We start from the raw sequence: 25,240 nt of genomic DNA, 5'->3' as shown, positions 1-25,240 counted from the left end.
TGGACTGCTAAAATAAATAGTCTAATTTATTGCATTTTCGCGCCCGATTCTTGAAGATCGTTAATGTCTTTTTGATTTCTTCCTTTGATATAAATAAATTGTTTGAAGTAATAAAATGATAATAAAAACTAAATCAAAATAATTTGCATATTCCTTATGTAATAATCTACCAATTACTATAATACCAAGTATAAATAAAAAATAAGGGTAAAGATTAGGTATCCTACGCAAGATTAACACCATCCAAAAATTCATAAATATATCTTAACAATAGCAATCTGACTTTATGATTGCTAATTATTTTTTCTTCCCAAACTTTCATTAAATTATTGTGAAATTCCTTTGGCTTTTCGATTAAAATCCAATCAATTGAATGGGCAGGAGTTGGTAGTAACTTCTTGCGTCGTATTCTTATATTTTCGTGATTAGTATAGTGAGGGTAAATTACGGTAGCCTTTGAAAAACTGCTGCTACTACTTTTAAAAAATTGAATGTCTTCAATTTCATCCCAACAAACCTTATTTCCCTTTAAGTCGATTACAATTCCTTCTTCATCCCAATAAAATCCTTTACCTTCATTTCTTTTTCGCCAAAGATAAATTGAAGAACCTATCGTAAAGGTTGAAAAAATAACCATCAAAATTGACACAATAGGGGCAGCCCTTAAAGCCATAATGGACAATATAAACAATAATATTCCTGCAACCATAAAAACTAATATTAATAGCAGAGATATTCTGTACAATCTTACTTGTCCCACAAAATAACAACACCTTTTGAATTTGATTTATAGCTATTTTATCAGTTGTTCCTCTTCAGTTAAACTGCCCCCCGCTTCTTACCTTTTTTCTTCACTATCCTTTATTACTCTGTTAAATGGCCCAACATGAAAAAGGCGCAATCATCTTTTTGATAATCGCGCCCGTTAGTCGAATAAAAAAAGGACCAGGCAGTAAAAGCAGGATCATTTTTAGTGTTTACCTTCAAGCAAAACTTTTATTTAAATTTGATGTTGTAATAACGCATCAGCTCTAGGGTGCCTTAATCTGATTGAAAGTAATTAAAAATAGCAAAAGGATTGTGACGAACTGGATGACGATCGGCTTCCAATCTTTATTTTTATAGAATATGACTTCGCGTACCGTAATGAAAATGAATAATCCAAACACCATTAGAAGAATAGGCAATCTAAAAATTCCGTTATCATATCGATGATTTTCCATTAGAAAAACATATACAGAATGACCAAAACACTGCTAAATATTGATAAGAAAACCAATTTGTTTCTGTTCATACTTTATTTACCCCACATAAGTAGTTCTTTTTGAAATCCTACTTATTCGGTTTCAATAGTTCAGCAATGTTTTCATGTCCCACATCAAGAGCGTGCATGTACGGTGTCATGTTTGAGTAGTCCATCTTTTTAGGATCCGCCCCAAGCTGAAGCAAAACTTTAACCGTATCCTCGTCTTCTCCCTGCGCTGCATAAATTAATGCAGTCATACTGTTTTCGGAATCCTGATAATTGAGTTTTGCACTGGCAGAATGAAGAATTTTAATGATTTCCGGTCTTCCTTTTTCAGCGGCTGTCATTAGCGGTGTCATCATATAACTCGTTTCGTTATTCGGATCAGCACCATTTTTAAGAAGGGTTTTAACCATTTCCTCATTTCCCGCCTTTATCGACCAGTCCATTGCAGTATATCCAGTATAGTCTTCCTCATCTACGTCTTTTCCTGACTTGGCAAGCTTTTCGACCTTCTGTGTGTCCCCATTAACCGCTGCCTGGACAATCGGAGGAATGTCAGATGGCTCATCAACTACTTCGTCTTCAAGATTACCAAAAGGAAGAAGGGATTCAATATTATCCATTTCGGAATAAATTCCACCAAGAAATATGCACAATGCGAGTACGGCTACAGCACCATATACCCATTTCGTTTTCTTCGCTGAAATGATGGGTTCCACCCCACCAAAGTAGGTCTTGATTTCATGAATCCTTTTTGGGAGAGGAGGATGTGTGGAAAGAATTTCGCTCAGCCATACAAAGAATCCCTTTTCCCTGTTTATTTGATTCATGAATTCATTTCGATCCGTCCTGTAATATAATTTCTTTCCAATGGCAAGCATCATCAGGCTGTTTTCTGAAGCTTCAGGATTTCCCGTGTAGTACGCTGCATAACGGTCACATGTATATTCACAGGCACGAAGATACGTTTCTGCCAATCCTGGGATCCACATGGATGGCAGGATGAATGCCATCTTTCCCATATGGTTACGTTTTATATGTGCCAGCTCATGCGCAAGAATGAAATAAAGCTCATCTTCCAAACCCTCTTCAATGAGGTCAAAAACTTCCGAATAGACAATGACCATGTTCTTTCGGAAAAACCGGGTTGCAAAGGCATTGAGGATGCCTCCTGATTGCATTACATAAACATCCGGTATTTTCTTAAGCTCCATTTTTTTGCAAAGTTCTTCCACCTTGGTATAGATATCCGGGAATTGCCCAGGCGAAAGCTTAACTGCGTTGGTTCGAATTTGCCCCATTGCGACCCCGTGAAGCAAAAAGGAAAGAAAGAACAAAGCAGCGATTATAGGTAAACCTATAATGGAAAAAGAGAATAGGACGTAAGAAATAATGCTGAAGAAAAGAACAATCCAGAAATATATTTTCTCTTTATAGTAAATCAAATCTCTTGGTGCAGTATCACGCTTATTCAATAGTTACTTGTCTCCTTTAGTTAAGCTAAAGAAATTATATTTTGTTTATCTCGTTCTGTCACTACTCCTCATTTTCCCATAATTTACTCACCTTTTTTGAACCATTAGTGAAAAGAAACACCCGCCGTTGCTGGTGGGTGTTTCTTTCTCGTACATCAATATATCCCTTCATGTTTTCTACAATCAGGGCAAACAATTTCGTCATAAAATGTCCATGCTGTATAGGACATCTCAATGGATAAACTCTGTATTTCTTCAAGTTTTTGTTTGAATTCTTGAACTTTAGTTGCATAACCCATAATCAGACACCCCGAAATTTAATTATTATTTTCTTATTGATACTTTTATTTATTCTTGAATTGCTTAAATCTGAAAAACAGAAATATAGCTCGGACATATAAATCTATTGCAATTGAAAGCCAAACTCCTGCTATTCCCATTTCAAAATGAATTCCAAGTACAAATACTCCCACTACACGAATCAGCCACATACCAATAGCTGTGCTATACATAGGACTTTTTGTATCTCCTGCTCCTTGTAATGCTCCTGCTAAAACTAATCCAATAGCTAATGCAGGTTGAGCAAAAGCATCTATCCTTAATGCTGTTACAACCATATCTATTGCATCTTTATCTGTGGTAAACCAAGTGGCGAACCAAGGGGATAAGAAGAATAAAAGAACACCTATAAAGGACATAAAAATAATTGCCACTACTGTAGTAATCATTCCGTACTTATAAGCGTCTTTGTATTGCTTACCTCCAATACTTTGCCCTACCAAAGTTGTGGCAGCAATAGCCAGACCATAACCTGGCATGTAAGAAAATGTTTCGATATTTCCTGCAATCGAATGGGAAGCATAGACATCAGCCCCAATCTTGAGTATCAATCCAAAATAAAGTACCTGTCCGAACCGCATAATTAAACGTTCAATTGCTGTAGGAGTAGATAATTTTAAAATAGACAAGGTATCTTTCCTTGAGGAACTCCCAAATAATAGAAAGGACACTTTTGACCTTTTAATATTGATAAACAACAGAAGTGTACCAATGATTCGTACAATAACTGTTGCCCATGCGGCCCCTGCTACTCCTAGTCCTTCTATTCCAAAGATCCCAAAAATTAATACATAGTCTAATCCTATGTGAATAAGATTAATCCACCAACTAACCTTCATAGGAGTTTTTGTATCACCAGCAGCTCGAAGAATGCTGCCAAAGGTAAACATGAGTGAGATAAAAATAGAAGGAATGGCAACTATACTAAAGTAAGTGACTCCATCTGTTAAAACTTTTGATTCTGCTCCCATTAAACGGAGTAGTGGTTCGCTAAAAAAGAGGGTAATCAAACCAAATAGCAGTCCAAGAATAGATGATAAGATGGTTGATTGCCGAGCAATGGATTTTGCTTTTGAAATATCTTCTGCCCCTATACTTCGGGCAATAAGTGAAGATGTTCCTACCCCTATTGCCATAAAAACAGCAATATAGACAGCTAATACTGCATTAGCCACACCTACTGCAGTGACCTCATTTAAACCTAATTTTGCAACAAATAGAGTATCTACAAACCCAACTATGGTTTGTAATATATTTTCAATCATTGCGGGTATTGCTAAGGCAAAGATGATGGAAAGTTTTTGCTTAGTGGTTTTATTTTGTATTGTGGTATCTTCCATTTTAAGTGACTCCATAATGAATAAAATTGTCTAGTGCTGTTTTCATGTCCTCTAAAACTTGTTCTTCGTTTCCTTGGCGACCTGCATCTACAACATACGTTTCTATGTGGTCAGAAAGAAATATTCCCTTTTCGAAGTTAATTTTTCGTTTTATGTCCATAATAGCTAAATATTATTCTTCAATCATTTCATTTTATTTTGTACATTAAAAGCAAAGCTCAATAACATGTAAATAAAATTGCTGCTAGTTTCTTTTGATGTGCTACATCTGCTTTTTTGATAACGTAACCTATTTGCACTAAGTTTTATAAAGATTTTCATGTAGATTCCTCCTGTTGCTTTGTTATTCAAACAACGATACAATTTGTATGTTATCGAACATATAGTTTTATAAAATCATATTTTTATTCGATTCGATATTCAATAATTAAAATGGTCAGTCTGTAAGTTACTGAACATTCCAATGGTATTTGTACAGGAGGTAAGTACGTGGACAGAAGGCAACAAAAAACAAGAGATGCTATCTTCAAGGCATTCAGCAAATTGATTGAACAGAAGAGGTATAGAAATATAACCGTGCAGGAAATCATTGATGAAGCGAATATTGGTCGAAGCACTTTTTATGCTCATTTTGAAACAAAGGACGAGCTACTTAAAGCAATGTGTACCGATATCTTCAGTCATGTATTTTCGGATGAACTCGTGCCAGAAAATACCCATGATTTTTCGAGTGAATACAACGGTATCGACGCGAAGCTTACACATATCCTCCATCATTTGAAGGACAGTAAAAGGAACATTGTGGGTATTTTATCCTGCGAAAGTGGCGAACTCTTTATGAGGTATTTTAAAGAATACCTTACAGCGATGTTGTCAAAGTATCTGAATGAGATAAAAGTGAATGCCCCTGCCGATTTCGTTTTAAATCATCTCGTAGGTAGCTTTGTAGAAACAGTAAGATGGTGGATTGATAAAAGTATGGAATACTCACCTGAAGAAACAGTCATGTATTATATTGAGGTTAGCTGTGTCAATAGAATTACAAATTAATAGGCCCGAAAATAAACCGCATTCTTTAATCTTAGGAACTAGGAAAAGTTGCACTATTACATCTGGTATAAAGGGGCTTAAAAAAAGATAGACATGCAGTATCATGGACATTGGCTTCTGTTCACCGTTTGAACTGCACGAGGATCTGCGTTCTATTCCGGTCTTGACCGAAGAATTTTTCCTAATCGTTCCTACTTTCTACAGACTTGCAGGAACAGATTGAGTCAATTTAAAATTTCAATGAGCAGCGTACAGTCCCAAATTATTTCGAGTCAAATGGAATTGAGGATTGAATGGATATACGTCCCCTGCAGTAAGATTTTGTGGACAATAGAGCTATAGGTATGGAAAAGGAAGGAATATACTACAATTAATCTTATGTTTTTTTCCTCTCCTCTAAACTGATATCAAAATTTAACACGACTTATTTGACATTATTTTGAGTGATTCCTTTCTAAGTTTTTTAATAGTTCAAATACACTTGTGCCAGTTAATATGTGAAGAAAAAGAAACCATGTTCTCCTGTCTAATGAAAGTGGTAATTTCCTTTAGATTCGTTACTAAACAATATGGCCCATAATAAAATTAGGCGCATCTCTTGTATGTATGAGAAATGCGCTCGATTGTGGAATATTAAAAATATGAAAGAGATGCGAAAGTAACTTTTTTACTAAAGCAACTGTATCTGTTTCTTAGGGATGTTCAGAATTCTTTCGCCTTTCTTCTCTGTTCAAGTAATCCGCACTAGTTAGTTTTGTTATTACAAGAATATCCATATAGACTCTTTAAAGAAAAAAAGTAAAAATCTCAGACCAAAGATCCTTACTTTTTTTCTACTGCTATTCTTTTGCGATTTGCAGCTAAGGGAGGTTGTTCCAGCCATTTGTGTTTGACCATGATTGCAAACCATTTTCTAGTAGCTGCTAAATTCTCCAAAATGGTTTTCTCATATGCGATTGCTAAATCTGATCTCATTGCACCTGATAAACCAATACCGTGGTAGGCTTGTGCAGTTTGAATCAAAAAGCCAATATGATACATAATGAGTTTATCTGAAAATGGTGACTCTGTTGATGTTGTCACTTCGGAATCGAATGATTGTGGTAAAGGGAGATTTTCTTTTTTCAAGATTTCGGCTAAGCCACTGGTATGGTTTTCTGACTTTTTAATAGCTTTCAAAAGGAAAGTAATAACCTCCTGCTCTTTTGCGACTTGACTAAACCCGATTGCCAACGTTTTCCCCAACATGCTTTTTTTTAAGTTGAAGGAGAGGTTTATTACTTCCGTTGCAGAAATTGGTCTATCTGGATCTAAAAATGAACTGATAAAGCCTGATTCAGAAACAAATTCAGTTTCTTCTGTTGGATAAAAATAAGGTTCATGTTGTAAACTTCCTTTCTCTAATAACATATCTGTTGTTAATTTAAACATGCGTTTTCCTTCATTATCGCAAGAGTCATAAAACTCTCGTAAATTTTTATTAACACTCACACTTAACGATATATTGTGCCCAATTAATCCATGTAAAGTCATAATATGTAAGTAATTCAAACAAAAAAGATCTGAGAACAGCCTGGGTGCTTTTCGTAAATCCTCTTCAGTAAAACCAACTGGAACTGGAAACCCCTCTTTTTGGATAAAAAAAGCCACCTGTTCTTTTTGTTTATAGAAGGTACGAACAGCATCTTCAAATATGTTTTTTATACCTTGGTCATCAATAATTGAAACCATGTATCGATTTACGATATCCATCATTGTTCCATTAATATATTGTCCCCATAAGGTCCCAATCTCTGAAGCTGTTAGTATTAAATGATCTCTCACTTATTTTCCCTCCTTTTTACAATCGAACTTATCGTTACCCACAACACCTTATATTATTCAAATAACAATCCTTACCTATAAAGCCTGCGGCAACTAAAAAACACAAATGGATGATTATGTGTTTTTTAATATGAAATTTCTAAGTATTGTCTTGTATTCTTCTTGACTATGATTAGGGATTTTTTTACGTTTAGTTCTTAGACCTGAAACTTGTATTTCAGTTAAAAAACCTGTTATTAATCTATGCAGCCAGGATCCCTAGTATAGAGGATGGATAATATGCGGAACTTATTGTTCAATTAAAATGTTTCGTTTAAATGTAATCATTCGCAATCTTAATCATTATTCAACACGAACACGTGAAAATTTCCTCAACAATCTGGTCCGATAGTTGAATAAGAAAAAAATTAATAAATACGAAAAATGACACCTATTCCTGAGTGCCATTTATAAATATAAAAGAGATCTATTAATATTAATTTCCTCTAATGCTATCTTCATTTTCTTTTTAAATCATTTCTCGTTGATAATTGATTCTCTCTTCTATAAGATAATTACGGGGGCAATATAATTCTCAAAGTAGTCTAGTCTTAAACCCAACACCTTGTCGCAAACATCCAAATAAAAAGTGAGAAATTAACCAAGTATACCAAGAAAACGATATTAATTTCACCTACAACTTTTCGAAAACTCTTCCATTCCAGAAAAACGAACAAAAATCTAGAAATTGTTTTCAAAAATATTACTTTTAAAAGTAGATTATAGTAGCAATATTAATTACTGAAAATAGAAAGGATTAAACATATATGTCTGAATTACTAAATAAAGCTTTTACATTACTTAGCTTATTAAAACCACGAGATGGAAGAAAGGAATGGGGTGCTGGGGAACTATCCCGTATTGCAGGTTATAATACAGCGACAACCCACCGGATTTTACAAGATATGCAGAGATACGGTTTTGTTGGTCAAAATTTGGAGAGCAAAAAGTTTTTCCTAGGACCAACCTTAATCGAACTAGGTTTTCAAGCACAATCTTTATTCTCAATACGTGATATAGCTAGACCGTTCATGGAGAAAATATTAAAGGAGACAGGGGAATCTGTCTATCTCAATATTTTAGTTAACTCTAACGAAGCTTTACTCGTAGATTCAGTCGACAGCGATCAACAACTGCGTGTGTTTGAACCAATTGGTATTAGGTTACCACTTCACATTGCGGCTACAAGGAGAGTAATTCTTGCATTTATGAACCTTGACGAACAAGAAAACTATATTAAACATTGCAAATTTGAAATACGCACATCACGGACAATTAATAATGAAGATGCTTTATTGAATGATTTAAAGTTAATTCGCATGCGTGGTTATGCTGTAAGTTACGGTGAAACTACATTAGGAACTGCTGGTATTGCCGTACCAATTTTTGGACCAAAAGGGATCGAGGGGTCGTTGGGCATTGCAACACCTGAAATACGACTTAACGAACAAAGAATTGTTCAATTTTCGGAATTACTTAAATTGTACTCTAAAGAAATAAGTTCATTATTATGAGCTAATACAATAAAAGGGAGAACCATACAAAAAAGCTATCTTAAAAAAGATAGCTTTTTATATTTATAAGATTACCATACTGAGTAGGATGCCGATTACAACCGATGTTGCGCAAGCAACCAAGCCTGGAACCATAAAGCTATGGTTTAGAATGTATTTACCAATTTTAGTCGTTCCAGTTGAATCAAAGTTGATAGCTGCAACTACAGTTGGATAATTCGGGATAAAGAAATATCCATTGACTGCTGGGAACATTGCAATTAATAAGGCCGGGTTAATCCCAAGTCCAATTCCCAAAGGCATAAAAGTACGAATGGTTGCTGCCTGGCTAAATAATAGAATTGAAAGTCCAAATAAAGCGATCGCAAACAACCACGGAGCAGTTGTTACTAGATCTGAAACCGATTCGGAAATCAAGGTCATATTGCCCTGGAAGAATGTATCTCCCATCCAAGCAATACCAAAGATGGCTACAACTGCGGCTGAACCTGCTTTAAAAACACTACCATTAACGATCTCTTCTACTTTCGGTTTACATAAAATGATCATAAGTGCTGCAGCTGAAAGCATTACTATTTCAATGGCAATCGACATGGTCATTCGTGTAAATACACCTTCAATTTCCCAGCCAGGGCGCAGACCTTCAAATGAACCTAAAATTACTATTGATAATGCTGCCAAAATGAACAAACTGACTGAAAGTTTTGCACTTAGTGTTGGTATAAGGTTCTTTTTGTCTTTTTTAATAGGAGCAAGACCAGATTCAAGACGTTTTAAATATTCCTCATCCATATCTAGTTCTTTCCCCATCTTACTAACAACAAAAGCAGCAATAAAACTACCAATAAAAGTACTAGGAACACAGATTATCATGATTTGAAACAACGTTACATTAAAATCAGACAATAAGCCTAACAGAGCAACTGTCGCAGCAGATATGGGACTAGCCGTAATCGCTTGTTGTGAGGCAATTACAGCAATGGACATTGGCCGCTCAGGACGAATACCTGACTCTCGTGCAATCTCTGCAATGACAGGTAAGATTGAATAGGCAACATGGCCTGTTCCAGCACAGAAAGTAAAAAAGTATGTAACTAATGGAGCAATAAATGTGATCCACTTAGGGTGTTTTCTAAGTGCCTTTTCAGCCAAGAAAACTAAATATTCCATTCCCCCTGCCGCCTGAAGCGTCCCCGCAGCTGTTACAACAGCCAAAATCATTAACATTACATCGATAGGTGCTGAGGTTGACTGAAGACCGAACCCAAATATAAGAATTGCAAGACCGACCCCTCCCATAACTCCTAAGCCAACCCCACCAAGACGAGCACCAATAATTATACAGGCCATAACAATAAGAAACTGAATCCAAAACATGATGCCTTTCCTCCAAACGAGAATATTTTGTTTTAATCAGTAACTTACATACACTTTCTTTTTTAATTGATTCTCGGATGCCTACATCTATACTTTTAAAATTCAACTATAAACTAGTAAAATTTGTTTCTACTTGTCATGTCCGTGCATATTTTTAAAGCTAGCAAATATTTCCCCGCTTTTTTCAGGATTAGATAATTGTAACGGATTAAGCAATAAATCAGCTTCTCCTTCAGAGAGAATACCCTTCTCTATAACAATTTCTTTAATTGTGCAATTTTTCAAATGTGCTTCTTTTGCCACTTTACTAGCTTCTTCATATCCAAATAAAGCTGCTATAACAGTTGATAGTGCTAATGAAGAATGAGCATTATTCTCGCAAATCTCGATATTTGCACCAATACCAATTATGCATTTGTCAATAAATAATGTAATGCAATTATTTAACAACTCAAATGAATTAAAAAGATTTTGTATGATAAGTGGTTCCCAAACATTTAGGTCCAATTCACCTCGGTCAGCTGCCATCATGATAGCAGTGTCATTTCCGTAAACTTGGAAACATACTTGCATAACCATTTCAGGTATAACTGGATTCACCTTTCCAGGCATAATTGATGAACCAGGCTGTACAGATGGAAGTGTAATCTCAGATAAACCAGCACGTGGACCCGAAGATAGCAATCTAAAATCACTGGCCATCTTTGATAAACCTGTAGCAAGCCCCCTCAAGACAGATGATACTTTTAGATAGAAATCCCCATTTTGGAGGCTATCAAAGAAATTTTCACTTTTATAAAAAGGAACAGCAAGAACTGTCGGTAAAATCTCATATACATTTTCTAAATAACCTGGATATGCCCCAAGGCCTGTTCCAACAGCTGTTGCACCTAATGGAAGTGGTAAACACTGCTTTTGTACTTCTTTTACCTCTGCAATATTTCGAGAAATAAAGTATTTATAACCGCTAAATTGCTGACCCAATGTAAGGGGAACAGCATCTTGTAAACATGTTCTACCAATTTTCACGATATTTTCAAACTCTATCATTTTATTTTCTAATTCTTTTTCTAATTGTTCCAGAACAGGTATTAACTCTTCAATATAGGAGTAACATGCAATATGAATTGCACTAGGAATAACATCATTTGTTGATTGAGCCATGTTTACATGAGTATTAGGATGAACTTTTTCATACCCTTTTTTTCCTGTTAACAACTCATTAGCTCTATTTGCTATGACTTCGTTAACATTCATGTTTAAAGAGGTTCCTCCCCCGCCATGATAAATATCCAATGGAAATTGATCTGACATCTTTCCATCAACAATTTCATCAGCTGCAAGGCAAATTACTTTTGAAATCTTAGGATCTAACATTCCAATTTTGGAGTTCGCCATTGCTGCAGCTTTCTTTAAAAGGGCAACTGCTTTAATTATTTTTGGGTACAATCCTACATAAATTCTAGATACAGGAAAATTCGCACATGCTCTCTCTGTTTGAATTCCGTAATATTTCTCATCCTCTATTAACAATTCACCAAGAGAATCTTTTTCTTTTCTCATTTTTTCGCCCTCCAATATTAATTTTAATGATTTCAAACAATTAAGTTGTCATTGCCTCCTTTTTTAATTATATCTCATAATATGAGATATAATCTCATCATATGAGAACACTTATAAAAATACCATATATATAAAAAGTTTCAATCATTTTTTTAGTATAAAAAAGTAAATTTTGTGAACGTCATTAAAAGGAATAAACTTTATACATCTCAGGGAAGGGGAAAAAGGTCCCAATTGGAAAAGTTAGGAATTAAAGGCATTTGTAAATATGGAAACAAATGAGTCAGTTACAGAGAAAGATATTACAGTTTTGATTAGTTCCTATGAGGTCAATTATTTATCGACTGTAATTCATACAAACCATTTTTAGAAGATCATATTCTAGACGAATAACCTCAAGTAGCACCAAATATTAACAAACTACAATTAGATTTATGAAATAGATTTAGTATTGATAGTAGTGGCGGTCACCTTTGGACAACGGATTATTATTTGAATGGAGATGTACGATTAAATCAATAGATACAAATACAAAATCAATAACAATTTTACCGTTTATATACTTTTCTCTTGTCTGAGGTAATGGACTAGAAACGATAGCAATGGATTAAATTCGTATTGAGGGCAAAATTAAAAATTGAAAATAGGCTGAGTTCTTTCACAAGAAAACTCAGCCTAATTCTATGATTATTTAAATTTTCGTATATCGTTTTGTTAAACCCTTCATTATTACAAGTTTAAAGTACTCTTTATAAAACAATCTCTAAATCAATAATCTAATTACATATGTTGCTAATTGAAATTGTATTATTCTGTCACCGTACTTTTTATAAGCGTTACTCAATTAAAGGGCGCCCGATTGTTGATCAAGAAAAAATTTTTTAAATATGAAAAATGGCACCCACTCCTGAGCACCATTTAATAGTTTGAAATAATCTATAAGAAGAAAAAATCAAAATAAATTCTCTTCAATCATCTGAGTAATGTCATTAATTCCTTAAACCTTAAATTAATCACCCAAAACATTTTCTATATCAAATAACGGTTTTTGGTCGAAACTGGAGACAGCTTTTTGTTTCAGCTTCTCCGTTATCCTACATAGGTTAATTGTTTGTCGTCCCGATACACTTCGTTAATAATTCCTCCACCGAGGCATTCTTCTCCTTGATAAAAAACAACTGCTTGTCCAGGCGTTATGGCACGAATGGGTTCGTGGAAAGTGACTTTAACATTGGAATCACCCAACACTTCTACCGTTACTTTATTGTCCTGTTGGCGATAGCGGAATTTTGCCGTACATTCAAATGTTTCTGTTATAATACCCTTTGAAATCCAGCTTACATCATCTGCAATTAGGCTATCCGAATATAGCATTTCGTTGTGGAAACCCTGTCCAACAACTAATACATTCCTTTCTATATCCTTTCCTATTACAAACCAAGGATCACCATTGCCTCCAATCCCCAATCCATGCCTCTGTCCAATTGTATAGTACATTAAACCATCATGATGTCCGACAACTTTGCCGTCGTATGTTTCCATATTCCCCTTTTGTGCAGGCAAATAACCACTTAAGAATTGCTTAAAATTCCGTTCACCAATGAAGCAGATTCCTGTGCTGTCTTTTTTGGATGCTGTTGCCAAATTTGCTTCGGCAGCTATTTCCCTTACTTTTGGTTTTTCGATATCGCCTATTGGGAATAACACCTTATTTAACTGCTCCTCCGTTAATTGATTTAGAAAATAGGTTTGATCCTTATTTTCATCTTTCCCTCTTAACATGTGAACTTTACCGTTTTCCCTGACCACCCGTGCATAATGTCCCGTAGCTACATAATCGGCTCCAAGACTCATGGCATGATCTAAAAATGCCTTGAATTTGATTTCCTTATTGCATATTACATCTGGATTTGGCGTTCTTCCTGACTTATATTCCTCTAAAAAATAGGTGAATACCTTGTCCCAATACTGCTTTTCAAAACTCACAGAATAATAGGGGATATCCAATTGATTGCAAACGCGGATAACGTCCTCATAATCTTCTGTCGCCGTACAAACACCAAATTCGTCCGTATCGTCCCAGTTCTTCATGAATATTCCAATTACGTTATAACCTTGCTCTTTTAGGAGCAGTGCAGCAACGGAAGAATCGACCCCGCCTGACATTCCTACAACTACACGTGTGTCTTTTGGTGCTTTCTCCATTTGTTTTTCTCCTATCTTTCTATAATACTTTCTATCAAAAAAATAACCCCTGCTGCCAGGGGAAGGTAAGATTATAATATGGTTTACTCTTCCTTTGCACTCTATGAAACGCCCATTTTTAATAATGTTTCTAAATCCTCTTTACTATAATAGTAGCTTTCATTACAAAAATGGCATTGTGCTTCAGCCTGTCCATCCGTATTGATCATATCTTGGATTTCTTCGCTTCCTAGACTAAAAATAGCGTTCGAGATTCTATCTCTAGAGCATTCACATTGAAATTCAATTGGCATTGTTTCAAGAATGCTGACATTTTCTTCACCAAGTAATTGTTTAAGAATTTGTTCTGGTGTAATCCCTTGCTTTAATCTCGAAGAAATGGAAGGCATCGTTTTTAAACGTTCTTCAATTAAACGAATCGTCTCTTCTTCAGTGTTTGGCATCAGCTGAATAATAAAACCACCAGCAGCTTGAATGGTAGAGTCAGGGTTTACTAGTACACCTACACCAACAGAGGAAGGAACTTGTTCTGAATGAAATAGATAAGAAGCAAAATCCTCACCGATTTCACCCGACGTAATGGGAACCTGACCAATGAACGGGTGATTCAAGCCAATATCTTTGGTAACGGAAAGGGTTCCATTCGTGCCCACCACTGATTTAAAATCAAGTAATCCCTGCTGATTCACCTCAGCGTACGCTTGGGGATTTGAAACATACCCTCTCACTTCACCCTTGGCATTTGCATCCACTAAGATGGTTCCAATTGGTCCTCCACCATTCATTTTTATAGTTAGTTTTTCCTCTCCTTTTAGCATGGCACCAAGTATGACTCCAGCTGTCATAGAACGTCCTAGAACAACAGAAGAAACCACTTGCAAATTATGGCGTTGTCTTGCTTCCTCAATCGTTTCCGTTGTAATAGCGGCATATGCACGCACTTGTTTATTGTGAGCAATGGCTTTTACTAAATAATCTTTCACCTTTATTCTCCCATTCTTTTAATTCATCTTTTGTATTTAACTTGCGGACTTTTTGGGGTGTTACATCATTTCCAAGTGGATCCAGTATCTTCATTCCTGAGAAAGTATGGAGCACTTGTCCACGTATTGCCCGTAAATAGTCTTCCCGAAGCACCTGTTGTTCAACTTTTTCAGCATTTGTTAATCCATCTTCATTCTGCTTTCTCGAGAGTTCATTAATTCGTTCTAAAAAGTCAATCATGTATTTCACCGACCTAATTGTGTTTGTTGTTTATTCAATAATTTCAGTATGGAAACAAAGTTTCATATGGTTTACCATTGTTTCTCCAAGGTCCGTAAATGTTGCTACACCTCGTTTATGAATGGCTGTTTTGAATCCCTCTGCGTCTGCACCTGCAACTGTTAAAAAGTCACAAATATCCGTACATACTCCAACAGTATGAACCTTTTCTACTCCAAAATTTCTTAAAGTTTGAGCCAAATCTGTTTTAAAGAATGCATTATAGTTCGTTTTGGGTGTATAAATGCATTTTCATTATCTTTATTATTTTGATACCAGTCATATAATTCCCCGTACAACTGTTGTCCTTCTGTATCCACAATATTATGCGGTGGCCATAATTCAAAGTGTGGATCATTTGGTTGGTGTGCATCCATGGTTACTACAACTACATTTCCCTCTGTTAAAAATCTTGTCGCCAATTCCTTAATATAAGGAACTATTTCTTGTGCAGGCTTACCAGCAGTTAATGTTCCATGATCAGCTACAAAATCATTACTCATATCAACAATTAATAAGGCTTCCTTTGCCATTTAATCCAACTCCCAAATTAATTTATAAGGGTACAGATTTTAGGTTGTGTTCTTTTGCTTCTCCTATGTTTTTCATTTTGTTGTCCCAACAAGCTTGACTTAATACCACAGGATATTCTGCTGGATTTAAAGAACGTTTGTACTCTTCCCATAAAAGATTTAGTTGTTGTTGTGCGTAAGATTGTATCACTTGTACCTTCGGAAATTCATACAAAAGTGTACCATGTTCGAAAATATCTTCGTGCAAGTCTTTGACCGTAAAATTGGTCACGAATTTTCCAATGTACGTATGCACAGGATGAAACATATAGAGCTTGGCTTCTTTATCTGGTTGTTCGAAGCTTAAGGCGACATAATCTCCTTCTGACTTTTGCGTAAAATTATTGATAATACGATATACTTTCTTTAATCCTGGTGTCGTGACTTTTTCAGGACATGCAGAAATTTTGATGGTATCTCTCATCTGCCCGTTTTCATCTTCAATGGAGACCAGCTTGTACACAGCGCCTAAAGCTGGTTGGTCGAAAGCGGTTATGGCTTTAGTACCGACTCCCCATGCATCGATTTTCGCTCCTTGAGCGTTTAAGCTCATAATAGTATGTTCATCTAAATCATTCGAAGCAAATATTTTCGTATCAAAAAATCCTGCTTGATCCAATAACTTTCTTGCTTCTTTGGAAAGGTAAGCTAGATCTCCACTATCTAACCGAATACCTGCAAAATTTATGTTTCTGCCCAGTTCATTCGCTACTTTGATCGCCGAAGGAACACCTGATTTTAGAGTGTCATAGGTATCCACTAAGAAGACACAATTTTTGTGACGTTTTGCATATTTATGGAAAGCGGTGTATTCATCTCGATATGCTTGAACAAAAGAATGAGCATGGGTTCCAGAGACAGGAAGGCCAAATCGTTTTCCTGCCCGGACATTGCTTGTGCCTGAGAACCCGCCAATATAAGCAGCTCTTGTCCCCCATAATGCGGCATCGAATTCATGTGCGCGCCTAGTACCAAACTCTAATACAGGTTGGTCACCCGCGGCTTGTTTAATTCGGGAAGCTTTAGTTGCGATAAGTGTTTGATAGTTCACAATATTTAGCAAGGCGGTCTCGATGAGTTGTGCTTCGGCAAGCGGTGCTTCGACACGAAGAAGGGGTTCGTTGCCAAATACAACTTCCCCTTCTTTCATTGCACGAACAGACCCTGTAAAACGGATCGTTCGTAAAAAATCAACATAGTCTTCTTGATAGCCTAGTTCTTTTAAATAATCCAAATCGCTCTCAGAAAATTGAAAGGTTTGAAGATAATGGATGATACGTTCCAACCCTGCAAAGATCGCATAACCGTTTCCAAATGGTAATTTTCGAAAATACAATTCGAATACAGCCTTTTTTGTATGCATATTATCTTCCCAGTAGGATTCTGCCATATTGATTTGATACAAGTCCGTGTGCAGGGCAAAACTATCATCGATATACTTGTTCATAACACTTTCCTCCTATGCTAGCAAAATATGCTCGGACTTGCTCACAATAAGTAAGCTCTTTCTCTCTATAGTTTCACAAATTAGTTTCACTACTTTTCTGTAAGAGATATTTTGCAAAGTCAACAAGTCCGTGTGCTTCTTCTGTCCGAAGAAAATTTAAATTCAATGCATTAGGGCCCAGACGGAAACGATCCAGTGCGTCGGCATCCTTGAAAATCTGATACAGCAGCACGCCCCGTTCACTTAAACTAATGGACTTTGTAATCTCTGACAAACCACGGGAATCATCTTGGTCATGGTAATAGGTGATGTAGTAGGTCGCGGCATTATAGGGCAAATCGTGCTCACGGCAAAAATCTTTGTAATACTCTGCCGCACGACCACCATGTCCCTTATCAATCCCATCATCAAGGCGACGGGAATCATGGAAAATAGCCGCCATTCCCAGTGCATCCATTTCTTCATCACTTAGATTTTTTTGATGTCCGAGGAGGAGTGCCAGCAATAGCACTCGAGCGCAATGGGTTTTCGTATGCCATTCACTATCCGGCAGCCAAAACTCTACATTTTGTTCCATGTATTTATACCATTGTTCATAAAGCTTTTTGATTGGCTGGCAGACAGGTTCATTCAAAACATTATCTAGAAACACCTTTCATTCCCTCCCCTGTTTTCAAATACATTGAATCAGCTTATTTCATCTGAACTAATTGCTGTAACACTTCCGCAATATTGCCATCGATTCCAATTGATTTAGCAGCAATGGCATCTGGAATATAAAGCTCGCCGCCTTTATTAAAAGTAATGTAGGTAGCATTTTCCTCATGATTGGTTACATTCATAAAGGGGGCTTTAATCATTTGATTTCTGGCACCCACGCCTAATTCCAACAGGACTAATTTTTTACCATGGGCTTTCTCGATAAAATCCTGATAAGCCTCGAAGCTAGCTTGCCAGTTCTGGTCTCTTAGAAAATTTCGATCGACTTCGATATGGACTTGCATTTGGCCTCCACACTCAGAACATTTTGGAATAAGATCCGAAGGAACTTTTCCGTTCTCTTGGTTTTGTGCCATTTTGCGTAAGACATCGTCGCCTGGGTAAATTCGATTATGGCAACCATGTGAGCATTGCAGATTCCGACAATTGCCTTCTATTTCGAAGAGGCGTTCCTTTTGAAAACCTGCCTGTGTAAAATGAGCGTCGATATTAGAGGTAACCACAAAATAATTTTTATCTTTCACCAGTTCATAAAGGTTCTTCATCACTGGACTGGCTTCTCTGTTGATTAAAAAATATTCGTACATACGACTAAAGAAAGCCCACTTTTTTTCCACAGAAGGGTATGGAAAGAAGCATCCCTGTATAATGCTTCGAAAACCGTACTTTTCACGGAAATCGCCAAAATTCTCTTGAAAAGATGTATCATCCGCAAAAATATGAATACCTTCCGAAATGGAAAGGCCGTTACTTGCACCGATCAGGATGCTGTCAGCCTCTTGAATTTTTATTAAGACCTTACGATGGTTCTCTTTCATTTAATCCTCCAGCTTTATAAGATATCGATGATATACTCGGAACTAAAATTGAATTTCCTTAATAAGAATTTGAAGACGTTCTTTGTACTGTTGATATGGAAGATGCCTGTTGATTCTGTTAAACCGCATCTTGTTTCCTTTCACTTTGCTGTTCAGCCAGAACATCTCGTAGTACTTGCGCTATATCTTCATGAATGGCGAGTCCTTTATCCTTCAATTCCCTGGTAGCAAGTTATGCTCCGGATTTGGATTGATGGTAATGTAGTATGCGTTCTGGCCAACTGTAAGTCATGTTCCAGAAGGGTTCTTTGATGAACATCGGAGTCATTAGACCAACGCCCAACTCTAAAAAGAGGACTTTCTTATTTTGATTTTCCGTAAGAAATTCACGATATTTTTTATGTTCGTCCCTAAATTTGGCTCCTTCCAAAAATACAAAGGAACGTACCCAAAGTTCCATAGGGCCGCCACACTCCTGGCATTTTGGAACCAAGCTTGATGGAATCCTTGTCCCTTCGATGTGGGCACACAGTTCCTTTGCTTGCTCCGCATAAGGATAAATTCCATCGTGACAGGGACCACTACACTGTAAATAGGTCCAGTTACCCTGAATGGCACTAACTTTTTCTTCCGGGAACTCTTGTAAAAATTGGGTATCTTGATTAGTCGTAAGAATATAATAGTTTTTACCTTTTAAAATTTGATTCAGATCCTTATAAGGCTGGCCGATGGGAACCTCCGCTACAAAATTAATTAAAGTAGCAAGATATGCCCACCGTTCTTCTTCTGTGCAGAATCGATAGTAAAAGCCTCCAAAGATACTGTCAATCCCATATTCTTTAGCAAATTCGTTAAAATACTTTCGGAAATTTGCATCATCTCGATACCAGTTATATCCAGCTGCCGCAGACATTCCAGCAGCACCGCCAACCACAATCGCATCAGCTTCTTCGATTTTCTGTAGTATTGTATCTATATTGTCTTGATATTGATGTGTAAACATACTTTATTTGTCCTCCTAACGATTTTTCTTCATGGTTGAAAAACATTCACTTATTTGCCACCTCATCTCCAAAAACAAATTTTTGAATCAGAGGTGTATATTTTACTTCAGGTTCAACCCCTCCTTTAATTGAATTTAAATGAATTATATAGCTTGTATATATCCGCGAACAAGTATGCACTTTTTTGACACATACTATCTTAAACGATAGTGAAATTATAAACTGACATCTAATCATTAGAACAAAAAAACCGCTCCTTTATAGAGCGGCATCCATTCAAACAATGCTTACTTCCACCAAGCATCAAATGGAGTTACGGGCAACTCCCGTTTATGCTTTGTAACTTCGAATCGGTTTTCAATATTCGCCTTAACTACAGGATCAACATCCTTACCTAGTAAATATTGATCTAGAACATTGTATTCAATGCCAAGTTCCGTCTCATCTCCTTGCAGAGGTTTGGTATCGAGCAAGTCAGCTGTCGGAATCTTAAGGTAAAGTTGTTCGGAAGCATTTAGCTCCTTCAAGAGTTCACGTCCCTGCCCTTTTGTGAGGCCGGTTAAAGGGAGGATGTCAGCTCCACCATCGCCGAATTTCGTAAAGAACCCAGTTACTGCTTCAGCTGCATGATCCGTACCAATGACCAAACATTGTTGCTCCCAGGCAATCGCGTATTGGGCAAGCATACGCATTCTGGCTTTAACATTCCCTTTGTGATAGTCAGCAAGGTCCTCACCCGTCGCGTTCGTATAGACTTTGACAAAAGCAGCAACGGGATCCTCGATATTTAAGACGAAGGTTTGGTCGGGCTTGATAAAATCCAGAGCTGCTTGAGCATCTTGTTCATCTTTTTGAGTTCCATATGGCAGACGAACGGCATAAAATTTGGCTTCATAACCTTCTGCCCTCAATTCTTCAGCCGCCAATTGCGACATCCGCCCGGTAAGCGTCGAGTCTTGACCACCGCTGATACCCAAAACAAAACCTTTTGCTCCTGCTTTCAAACAGTATGCTTTGAGAAAGTCGATCCGGTTTCGAATCTCCTTCTTAGCGTTGATCTCTGGTTTAACATTCAAAGTATAGATGATTTCCACTTGTTTGTTCATTGGAAATTCCCCCTTTTTATTGGTACAAATGTTTTGATTTAATGTATTCGTCCACAAGTGGACATTAGTGATCGGGTCGAAGGAAGAACCGAAAATTCCAATTTTCGCCACCGCATTTCCCCCTTTACTTGAATCTGAATGTATTATATAGTTGGTATAGATTCTCGAACAAGTATGCACTTTTTCGACACATACTATCTAGGAGGGTAGTATAAATATGAAACCATCTAAAAGTAATGACGCCGACAATCAAGAGCCTTTTTTTAACTACACCCTTTCCATTATCAATGGTAAATGGAAACTGCTAATCATTTACTATTTATCAAAAAATGGTGTGGTACGGTATAACGAACTTCAGCGAATGATAGGGAAAATAACCTATAAAACACTCAGTTCTACATTAAAGGAATTGGAGAATGATGGCTTAATCCATCGTAAGGAATATCCACAAATCCCTCCAAAGGTAGAATATAGCCTCGCTGAAAAAGGGCAAACCCTTTGGCCTATTATCCAAGAAATGTGCCAATGGGGAGAGATAAATAAAAAAAAATAAAAGAAAATACAGCTATTGTGATTTGAGTGACAAACTCGGACAATGAAAAAATCATCCTAAGCAAAAAAGGTATAATGCCTCAATATCATTGAGAATTATACCTTTTTTGCTATTTTTATGTTTTTATCCTCTTGTTCTTTTGTCATCTATTCTTATATTTAGATAGTTTTCTATACCGATAATTTACTTTATAGGTCTTCACTTTTCTTACCCTTTTGTATAGATTCTAGTTATATTATCAACAACCTCATAAAGCAGGTCGGAATAAGCTTTAAATAAGTGATTTCACCGGATTCAGTTGTTTAATCTCTTGTATGGATAAATGTATACTATAATTCCCATATACTAGAAGTTCATTAAGAAAAAGATTTAATTGATCTTGGGATTTAACTTTTATTTTTAAATGGTAACATCCTTCTCCTGATACCCTGTGAACTTCAAGTACATCATTTCGATCATGAACAAAACGTATAAACGATTCATGATTTGCTGTTTTCATATATATAATAACAAACGCTGTATAAGTAAGTCCTAATTTCATCTCGTCTACTAGTAGAGTGTAGGCTTTAATTACACCACTATCCTCAAGTTTTTTAATACGATTTCCTACTGCTTGTCCCGTCATATGAATTTGTTGACCTAGGTCTTTCCATTGAATACGTGATTTTTCGGATAGTAACCGAAGGATCTGAAAATCAATATTATCAAGTTCCATTTTAAATTCCTTTCACCATGAAATTCTTTAAGCTAAGAGTGTTTCATCAAAGTATCGATAGAAATTAAGATATTTAATATCATAATACTCGTAATAAAAAATTTCTAATGAGGTGGATAAAATGAGTACAGCTTTAATCATTGTCGATATACAAAACGACTATTTTCCAAATGGAATGATGGAGTTAAGCAATCCTGATAAAGCAGCCGCTAATGCTGCTAAAGTTCTTGATTGGTTTAGACAAAATAACAAAGATATTATTTTTCATGTTCAGCATTTCGCAAGTAATCCAGAGTTAGGCTTCTTTCTTCCCAATACAGTGGGAGCTGATATACATGAAACTGTTCAACCATTGGAACACGAAACCATTATTAGGAAAAATTTCCCTAACAGCTTTTTACAGACTGATTTAGAAAGCAAATTAAGAGCAAACGGTGTAACCAAAGTAGTGGTTGTAGGTATGATGACACATATGTGTATTGATGCAACCGTTAGAGCTGCAGTGGATCTCGGCTTTGAAACTACATTAATTGAAGATGCATGTGCGACAAGGGATTTATCTTACCAAGGTAAGATTGTACCAGCAGAACAGGTTCATTATGCATTTGTCAGCGCACTTCAAAGCATGTATTGCAATGTAATTTCAACCGAGGATTTCCTGAAGCGAAACTAACATTATGATGCTTATTATTTAAATCATAAAAGGGAGTTTGTTTAAAAACAAGCTCCCTTCTTGCTGTTGTAAAAACTTTTAATTAAACTTTTATACGTTAAATCTTTCAGTTTCCAGCTAACTTCCCATCACATAGTATCAAACCAGTACCAAAAACGATAGCAGTTTCTCACGTACATCTTCTTCCGTATAAAGCTGCTGACGTTGTAAATTGCTTTCTTCGACATAATCTCTATCTATAATCGTCAAACGACCCACTCCAGATCGTGTCATCATTTCTGCACTGCCGGATCCTAATGCGCCTGCTCCGATAATCAATACATGTTTATTTTGAACTCTTACTTGACCTCATAACCGATTGCAGGTAAAAGTGTTTGGCGTGAATAGCGTTCAAACATATTCTCACCCCCCGCTTACAGGCGAAATAAAAGCAATCTCATCCTGAGTATTATTAATTTCTTCATTTCCGGCAAATTCCTCATTTACAGCCACCATAGCTGAATCAAGTTTTAAAGCTGGATAGGTTTCTAAGAGTTTTGTTTTTACTTCAGAAATAGTTTTCCCGGACAGATCCATATAAACCGAATCTTTACCGACTACATCACGTAATTGGGCAAAAAACAAAATTTTATTCATGTTAATCCCTCTCTTCGTTTTTCCAATGGTATCCGCCACCATTACAAAGTGGTGTGGAATCGCCTTAAATCCAGAGGTTTATATTTTTATTTATGATTGAAGCCTCCCTTACTTGATTTGAAAGAATTATATAGTGGATGTGGATTCCCAAACAAGTATGCACTTCTTCGACACATACTATCCATAAAGATAGTGTGATGGTACAATAAATAAAATGAGCCTGTGGAAAAATTGATTTTTTCCACAGGCTCAAAATTTAGGATCATGATTTATTAGCTACTTTTCAGATCTTTTGTCTCTATTTCTTGGAAATCAACTTTATTCGCCTCCACAGTTTTGGGTATAAATATAGTTCCAACTAATGACATAAGCCCTGTCCCCATCAAGAAGAAAGCTGGAATTAAACTATTTCCCGTCCAAGACTCCAACGCTGTCATAATGAAAGGAGCTCCCCGCCAAAAATTGCCGCCGCTATATTTAAAGAAATTGCATAAGAAACGATTCGTACTTGACTTTGAAACATCATGGGGATGGTTGAGCAATAAACACCTGCAACGCAAGCTACAATTATGGTCAATATTACATAACTAACCAATGGTGCCAACTGACTTCCAGAATTCATGTAAATAAAAATAGGGAATGATGATAAAACACCAAATAAAGAAGACAAAAATAAGAGTAGCCTTTTACCAATACGGTCACTTAAAGCCCCAAAAGTAACAATGAGAATAATCATTAATATCATGCCAATTGTAGTTGCCTTGAATGAGTCAGATGTCGATAAGCCAACCTGGCTAGAGAAATATGAGGGAATAAATGTCATCACGGTATAATAACCACAATAGGCGTATGCCAAAATTAAAAAGGAAACTATCAATGGTTTTTTAGATGTTGAAAACACTTCTCGAAGAGGCTCCTTTGATAGACTGTTTTCATTTTTCATCTGGGTAAAAGCTGGTGAATCCTCAAGTTTTACTCTGATATATAATCCTGCCAATGCTAAAGGTAGTGACAAAAGAAACGGGATACGCCATCCCCAAGCTGACATATCGTCTTGGCCAAGCAGGAAGGTAAGCAAAGCTACAACCAATGATCCTATAAGATAACCAATTACTGTACCTGCTTCAAGAAAACTCGCAAAAAAACCTCGGCGAGATTTATCAGCAGATTCATTTACATAAACAGTAGCGCCTGCGTATTCTCCCCCTGCTGCTAAGCCCTGTCCAATCCGCAGAATGATTAACAGAATCGGCGCCATTAAACCTATGGAATTATAATTGGGAAGTAAACCAAGTGCAGCTCCTGAGAATGACATCAACAGAATAGTAATTAGCATGATCTGCTTTCGACCAAATCGATCCCCAATTGAACCAAAGATAATACCTCCTAGCGGTCTGACGATAAAGGAAATCGCAAAAATAGCAAAACCACTTAACAGAGCTGTCATCTTGTTGCTTTCTGGGAAAAATTGCGCTCCTATAATAGCAGCCATATAACTATAAACACCATATTCATACCACTCAATAATATTACCTAATGATGTAGCTGTTATGATCCTTTTCATATCAAATCCCCTTTTTGATAGATTATTTTAATCTGGTGATTAAAATGAATAAATAAAGAAGATAGTAAACTAATTGAAGTACACCTAAATAAAAACGCTTTCAATTGAATAATTCTTAATTCAAGTTTCGGTGTAAATAAACAAGCCTAAATTCCTTCTTTGGGTTGCACAATGAATCCTTACGAATTTTATTT

24 protein-coding genes and 1 pseudogene are annotated in these 25,240 nt (G+C 36.4%); 4 read left to right on the top strand and 21 right to left on the bottom strand.

The features are described from left to right. Positions 1-223 precede the first annotated feature (223 nt). From RGF10_RS09120 to RGF10_RS09110, 3 genes are all read right to left on the bottom strand, one after another. A complete protein-coding gene (locus RGF10_RS09120) occupies positions 224-760 on the bottom strand; it encodes a hypothetical protein (protein ID WP_318508723.1) in 537 nt (178 codons plus the stop codon). Between the two features lie 572 nt (positions 761-1,332). After that, positions 1,333-2,724: a M48 family metallopeptidase gene (locus RGF10_RS09115; RefSeq protein WP_318508722.1), complete on the bottom strand. Its 1,392-nt coding sequence runs from the start codon at positions 2,722-2,724 to the stop codon at positions 1,333-1,335. Between the two features lie 344 nt (positions 2,725-3,068). Then, on the bottom strand, positions 3,069-4,403 hold the full coding sequence (locus RGF10_RS09110) for an MATE family efflux transporter (RefSeq protein ID WP_318508721.1): 1,335 nt from the start codon (positions 4,401-4,403) through the stop codon (positions 3,069-3,071). Positions 4,404-4,892: 489 nt separating this feature from the next. Here RGF10_RS09110 and RGF10_RS09105 point away from each other — a divergent pair, with 489 nt between their 5' ends. Then, positions 4,893-5,453, top strand: coding sequence for a TetR/AcrR family transcriptional regulator (locus tag RGF10_RS09105; RefSeq protein WP_318508720.1), 561 nt, complete (start codon positions 4,893-4,895; stop codon positions 5,451-5,453). Between the two features lie 822 nt (positions 5,454-6,275). On the opposite strand, the gene RGF10_RS09100 is transcribed toward RGF10_RS09105, so the two are convergent. Further along, positions 6,276-7,277: a DUF3231 family protein gene (locus RGF10_RS09100; protein WP_318508719.1), complete on the bottom strand. Its 1,002-nt coding sequence runs from the start codon at positions 7,275-7,277 to the stop codon at positions 6,276-6,278. An 806-nt stretch (positions 7,278-8,083) separates the two neighbouring features. Here RGF10_RS09100 and RGF10_RS09095 point away from each other — a divergent pair. After that, a complete protein-coding gene (locus tag RGF10_RS09095; RefSeq protein WP_318508718.1) occupies positions 8,084-8,830 on the top strand; it encodes an IclR family transcriptional regulator in 747 nt (248 codons plus the stop codon). Between the two features lie 63 nt (positions 8,831-8,893). On the opposite strand, the gene RGF10_RS09090 is transcribed toward RGF10_RS09095, so the two are convergent. From RGF10_RS09090 to nadE, 12 genes are all read right to left on the bottom strand, one after another. Further along, on the bottom strand, positions 8,894-10,207 hold the full coding sequence (locus RGF10_RS09090) for an anaerobic C4-dicarboxylate transporter (protein ID WP_318508717.1): 1,314 nt from the start codon (positions 10,205-10,207) through the stop codon (positions 8,894-8,896). A gap of 129 nt (positions 10,208-10,336) precedes the next feature. Continuing rightward, the gene (locus RGF10_RS09085; RefSeq protein WP_318508716.1) at positions 10,337-11,770 is read right to left on the bottom strand and encodes an aspartate ammonia-lyase; all 1,434 of its coding nucleotides are present in this window, start codon (positions 11,768-11,770) and stop codon (positions 10,337-10,339) included. Between the two features lie 1,089 nt (positions 11,771-12,859). Then, positions 12,860-13,975, bottom strand: coding sequence for a tRNA 2-thiouridine(34) synthase MnmA (gene mnmA, locus RGF10_RS09080; protein ID WP_318508715.1), 1,116 nt, complete (start codon positions 13,973-13,975; stop codon positions 12,860-12,862). A gap of 101 nt (positions 13,976-14,076) precedes the next feature. Then, complete coding sequence (hslO, locus tag RGF10_RS09075) at positions 14,077-14,958, bottom strand: Hsp33 family molecular chaperone HslO (protein ID WP_318508714.1); 882 nt, start codon at positions 14,956-14,958, stop codon at positions 14,077-14,079. Next, complete coding sequence (locus RGF10_RS09070; RefSeq protein ID WP_318508713.1) at positions 14,921-15,199, bottom strand: DUF896 domain-containing protein; 279 nt, start codon at positions 15,197-15,199, stop codon at positions 14,921-14,923. The genes hslO and RGF10_RS09070 overlap by 38 nt, the downstream gene beginning before the upstream one ends. A gap of 30 nt (positions 15,200-15,229) precedes the next feature. Then, complete coding sequence (locus tag RGF10_RS09065; protein ID WP_318508712.1) at positions 15,230-15,439, bottom strand: isochorismatase family protein; 210 nt, start codon at positions 15,437-15,439, stop codon at positions 15,230-15,232. After that, on the bottom strand, positions 15,424-15,771 hold the full coding sequence (locus RGF10_RS09060) for a cysteine hydrolase family protein (RefSeq protein WP_318508711.1): 348 nt from the start codon (positions 15,769-15,771) through the stop codon (positions 15,424-15,426). The genes RGF10_RS09065 and RGF10_RS09060 overlap by 16 nt, the downstream gene beginning before the upstream one ends. A 22-nt stretch (positions 15,772-15,793) precedes the next feature. Then, the gene (locus tag RGF10_RS09055) at positions 15,794-17,257 is read right to left on the bottom strand and encodes a nicotinate phosphoribosyltransferase (protein WP_318508710.1); all 1,464 of its coding nucleotides are present in this window, start codon (positions 17,255-17,257) and stop codon (positions 15,794-15,796) included. A 73-nt stretch (positions 17,258-17,330) separates the two neighbouring features. Further along, positions 17,331-17,909: an HD-GYP domain-containing protein gene (locus RGF10_RS09050; RefSeq protein ID WP_318508709.1), complete on the bottom strand. Its 579-nt coding sequence runs from the start codon at positions 17,907-17,909 to the stop codon at positions 17,331-17,333. Positions 17,910-17,949: 40 nt separating this feature from the next. Continuing rightward, a complete protein-coding gene (locus RGF10_RS09045; RefSeq protein WP_318508708.1) occupies positions 17,950-18,795 on the bottom strand; it encodes a Sir2 family NAD-dependent protein deacetylase in 846 nt (281 codons plus the stop codon). 232 nt (positions 18,796-19,027) lie between these two features. After that, entirely contained in the window at positions 19,028-19,798 is a 771-nt protein-coding gene (locus RGF10_RS09040; RefSeq protein WP_318508707.1) for an SIR2 family NAD-dependent protein deacylase, read from the bottom strand. A 288-nt stretch (positions 19,799-20,086) separates the two neighbouring features. Continuing rightward, entirely contained in the window at positions 20,087-20,905 is an 819-nt protein-coding gene (gene nadE / locus RGF10_RS09035) for an NAD(+) synthase (protein WP_318509389.1), read from the bottom strand. Positions 20,906-21,116: 211 nt separating this feature from the next. Here nadE and RGF10_RS09030 point away from each other — a divergent pair, with 211 nt between their 5' ends. Continuing rightward, positions 21,117-21,458, top strand: a complete 342-nt coding sequence (locus tag RGF10_RS09030) for a winged helix-turn-helix transcriptional regulator (RefSeq protein ID WP_412176722.1) — start codon at positions 21,117-21,119, stop codon at positions 21,456-21,458. Between the two features lie 271 nt (positions 21,459-21,729). Here RGF10_RS09030 and RGF10_RS09025 read toward each other — a convergent pair whose 3' ends face one another. Continuing rightward, a complete protein-coding gene (locus RGF10_RS09025) occupies positions 21,730-22,173 on the bottom strand; it encodes an Lrp/AsnC family transcriptional regulator (RefSeq protein ID WP_318508705.1) in 444 nt (147 codons plus the stop codon). Positions 22,174-22,294: 121 nt separating this feature from the next. On the opposite strand from RGF10_RS09025, the gene RGF10_RS09020 reads away from it, so the two are divergent. Next, positions 22,295-22,846, top strand: a complete 552-nt coding sequence (locus RGF10_RS09020) for a cysteine hydrolase family protein (RefSeq protein ID WP_318508704.1) — start codon at positions 22,295-22,297, stop codon at positions 22,844-22,846. A gap of 162 nt (positions 22,847-23,008) precedes the next feature. Here RGF10_RS09020 and RGF10_RS09015 read toward each other — a convergent pair. The 4 genes and pseudogenes from RGF10_RS09015 to RGF10_RS09000 form a co-directional block, all read right to left on the bottom strand. After that, positions 23,009-23,244 (bottom strand): annotated as a pseudogene (locus tag RGF10_RS09015) (ThiF family adenylyltransferase); the annotation flags it as partial. Positions 23,245-23,248: 4 nt separating this feature from the next. Continuing rightward, positions 23,249-23,482, bottom strand: a complete 234-nt coding sequence (locus RGF10_RS09010) for a MoaD/ThiS family protein (RefSeq protein ID WP_318508703.1) — start codon at positions 23,480-23,482, stop codon at positions 23,249-23,251. A 272-nt stretch (positions 23,483-23,754) separates the two neighbouring features. After that, positions 23,755-23,919 carry a hypothetical protein gene (locus RGF10_RS09005; protein WP_318508702.1) on the bottom strand — a complete coding sequence of 55 codons (165 nt, stop codon included), beginning with the start codon at positions 23,917-23,919 and terminating at the stop codon, positions 23,755-23,757. Then, complete coding sequence (locus RGF10_RS09000) at positions 23,916-25,046, bottom strand: MFS transporter (RefSeq protein WP_318508701.1); 1,131 nt, start codon at positions 25,044-25,046, stop codon at positions 23,916-23,918. The genes RGF10_RS09005 and RGF10_RS09000 overlap by 4 nt, the downstream gene beginning before the upstream one ends. Between the last annotated feature and the right edge of the window lie 194 nt (positions 25,047-25,240).

The organism is Bacillus sp. T3 (assembly GCF_033449965.1).
GTDB lineage: Bacteria > Bacillota > Bacilli > Bacillales > Cytobacillaceae > Bacillus_BU.
Note: the sequence above shows the minus strand (reverse complement) of the source record. Positions and strands in the feature narration are given on the sequence as shown.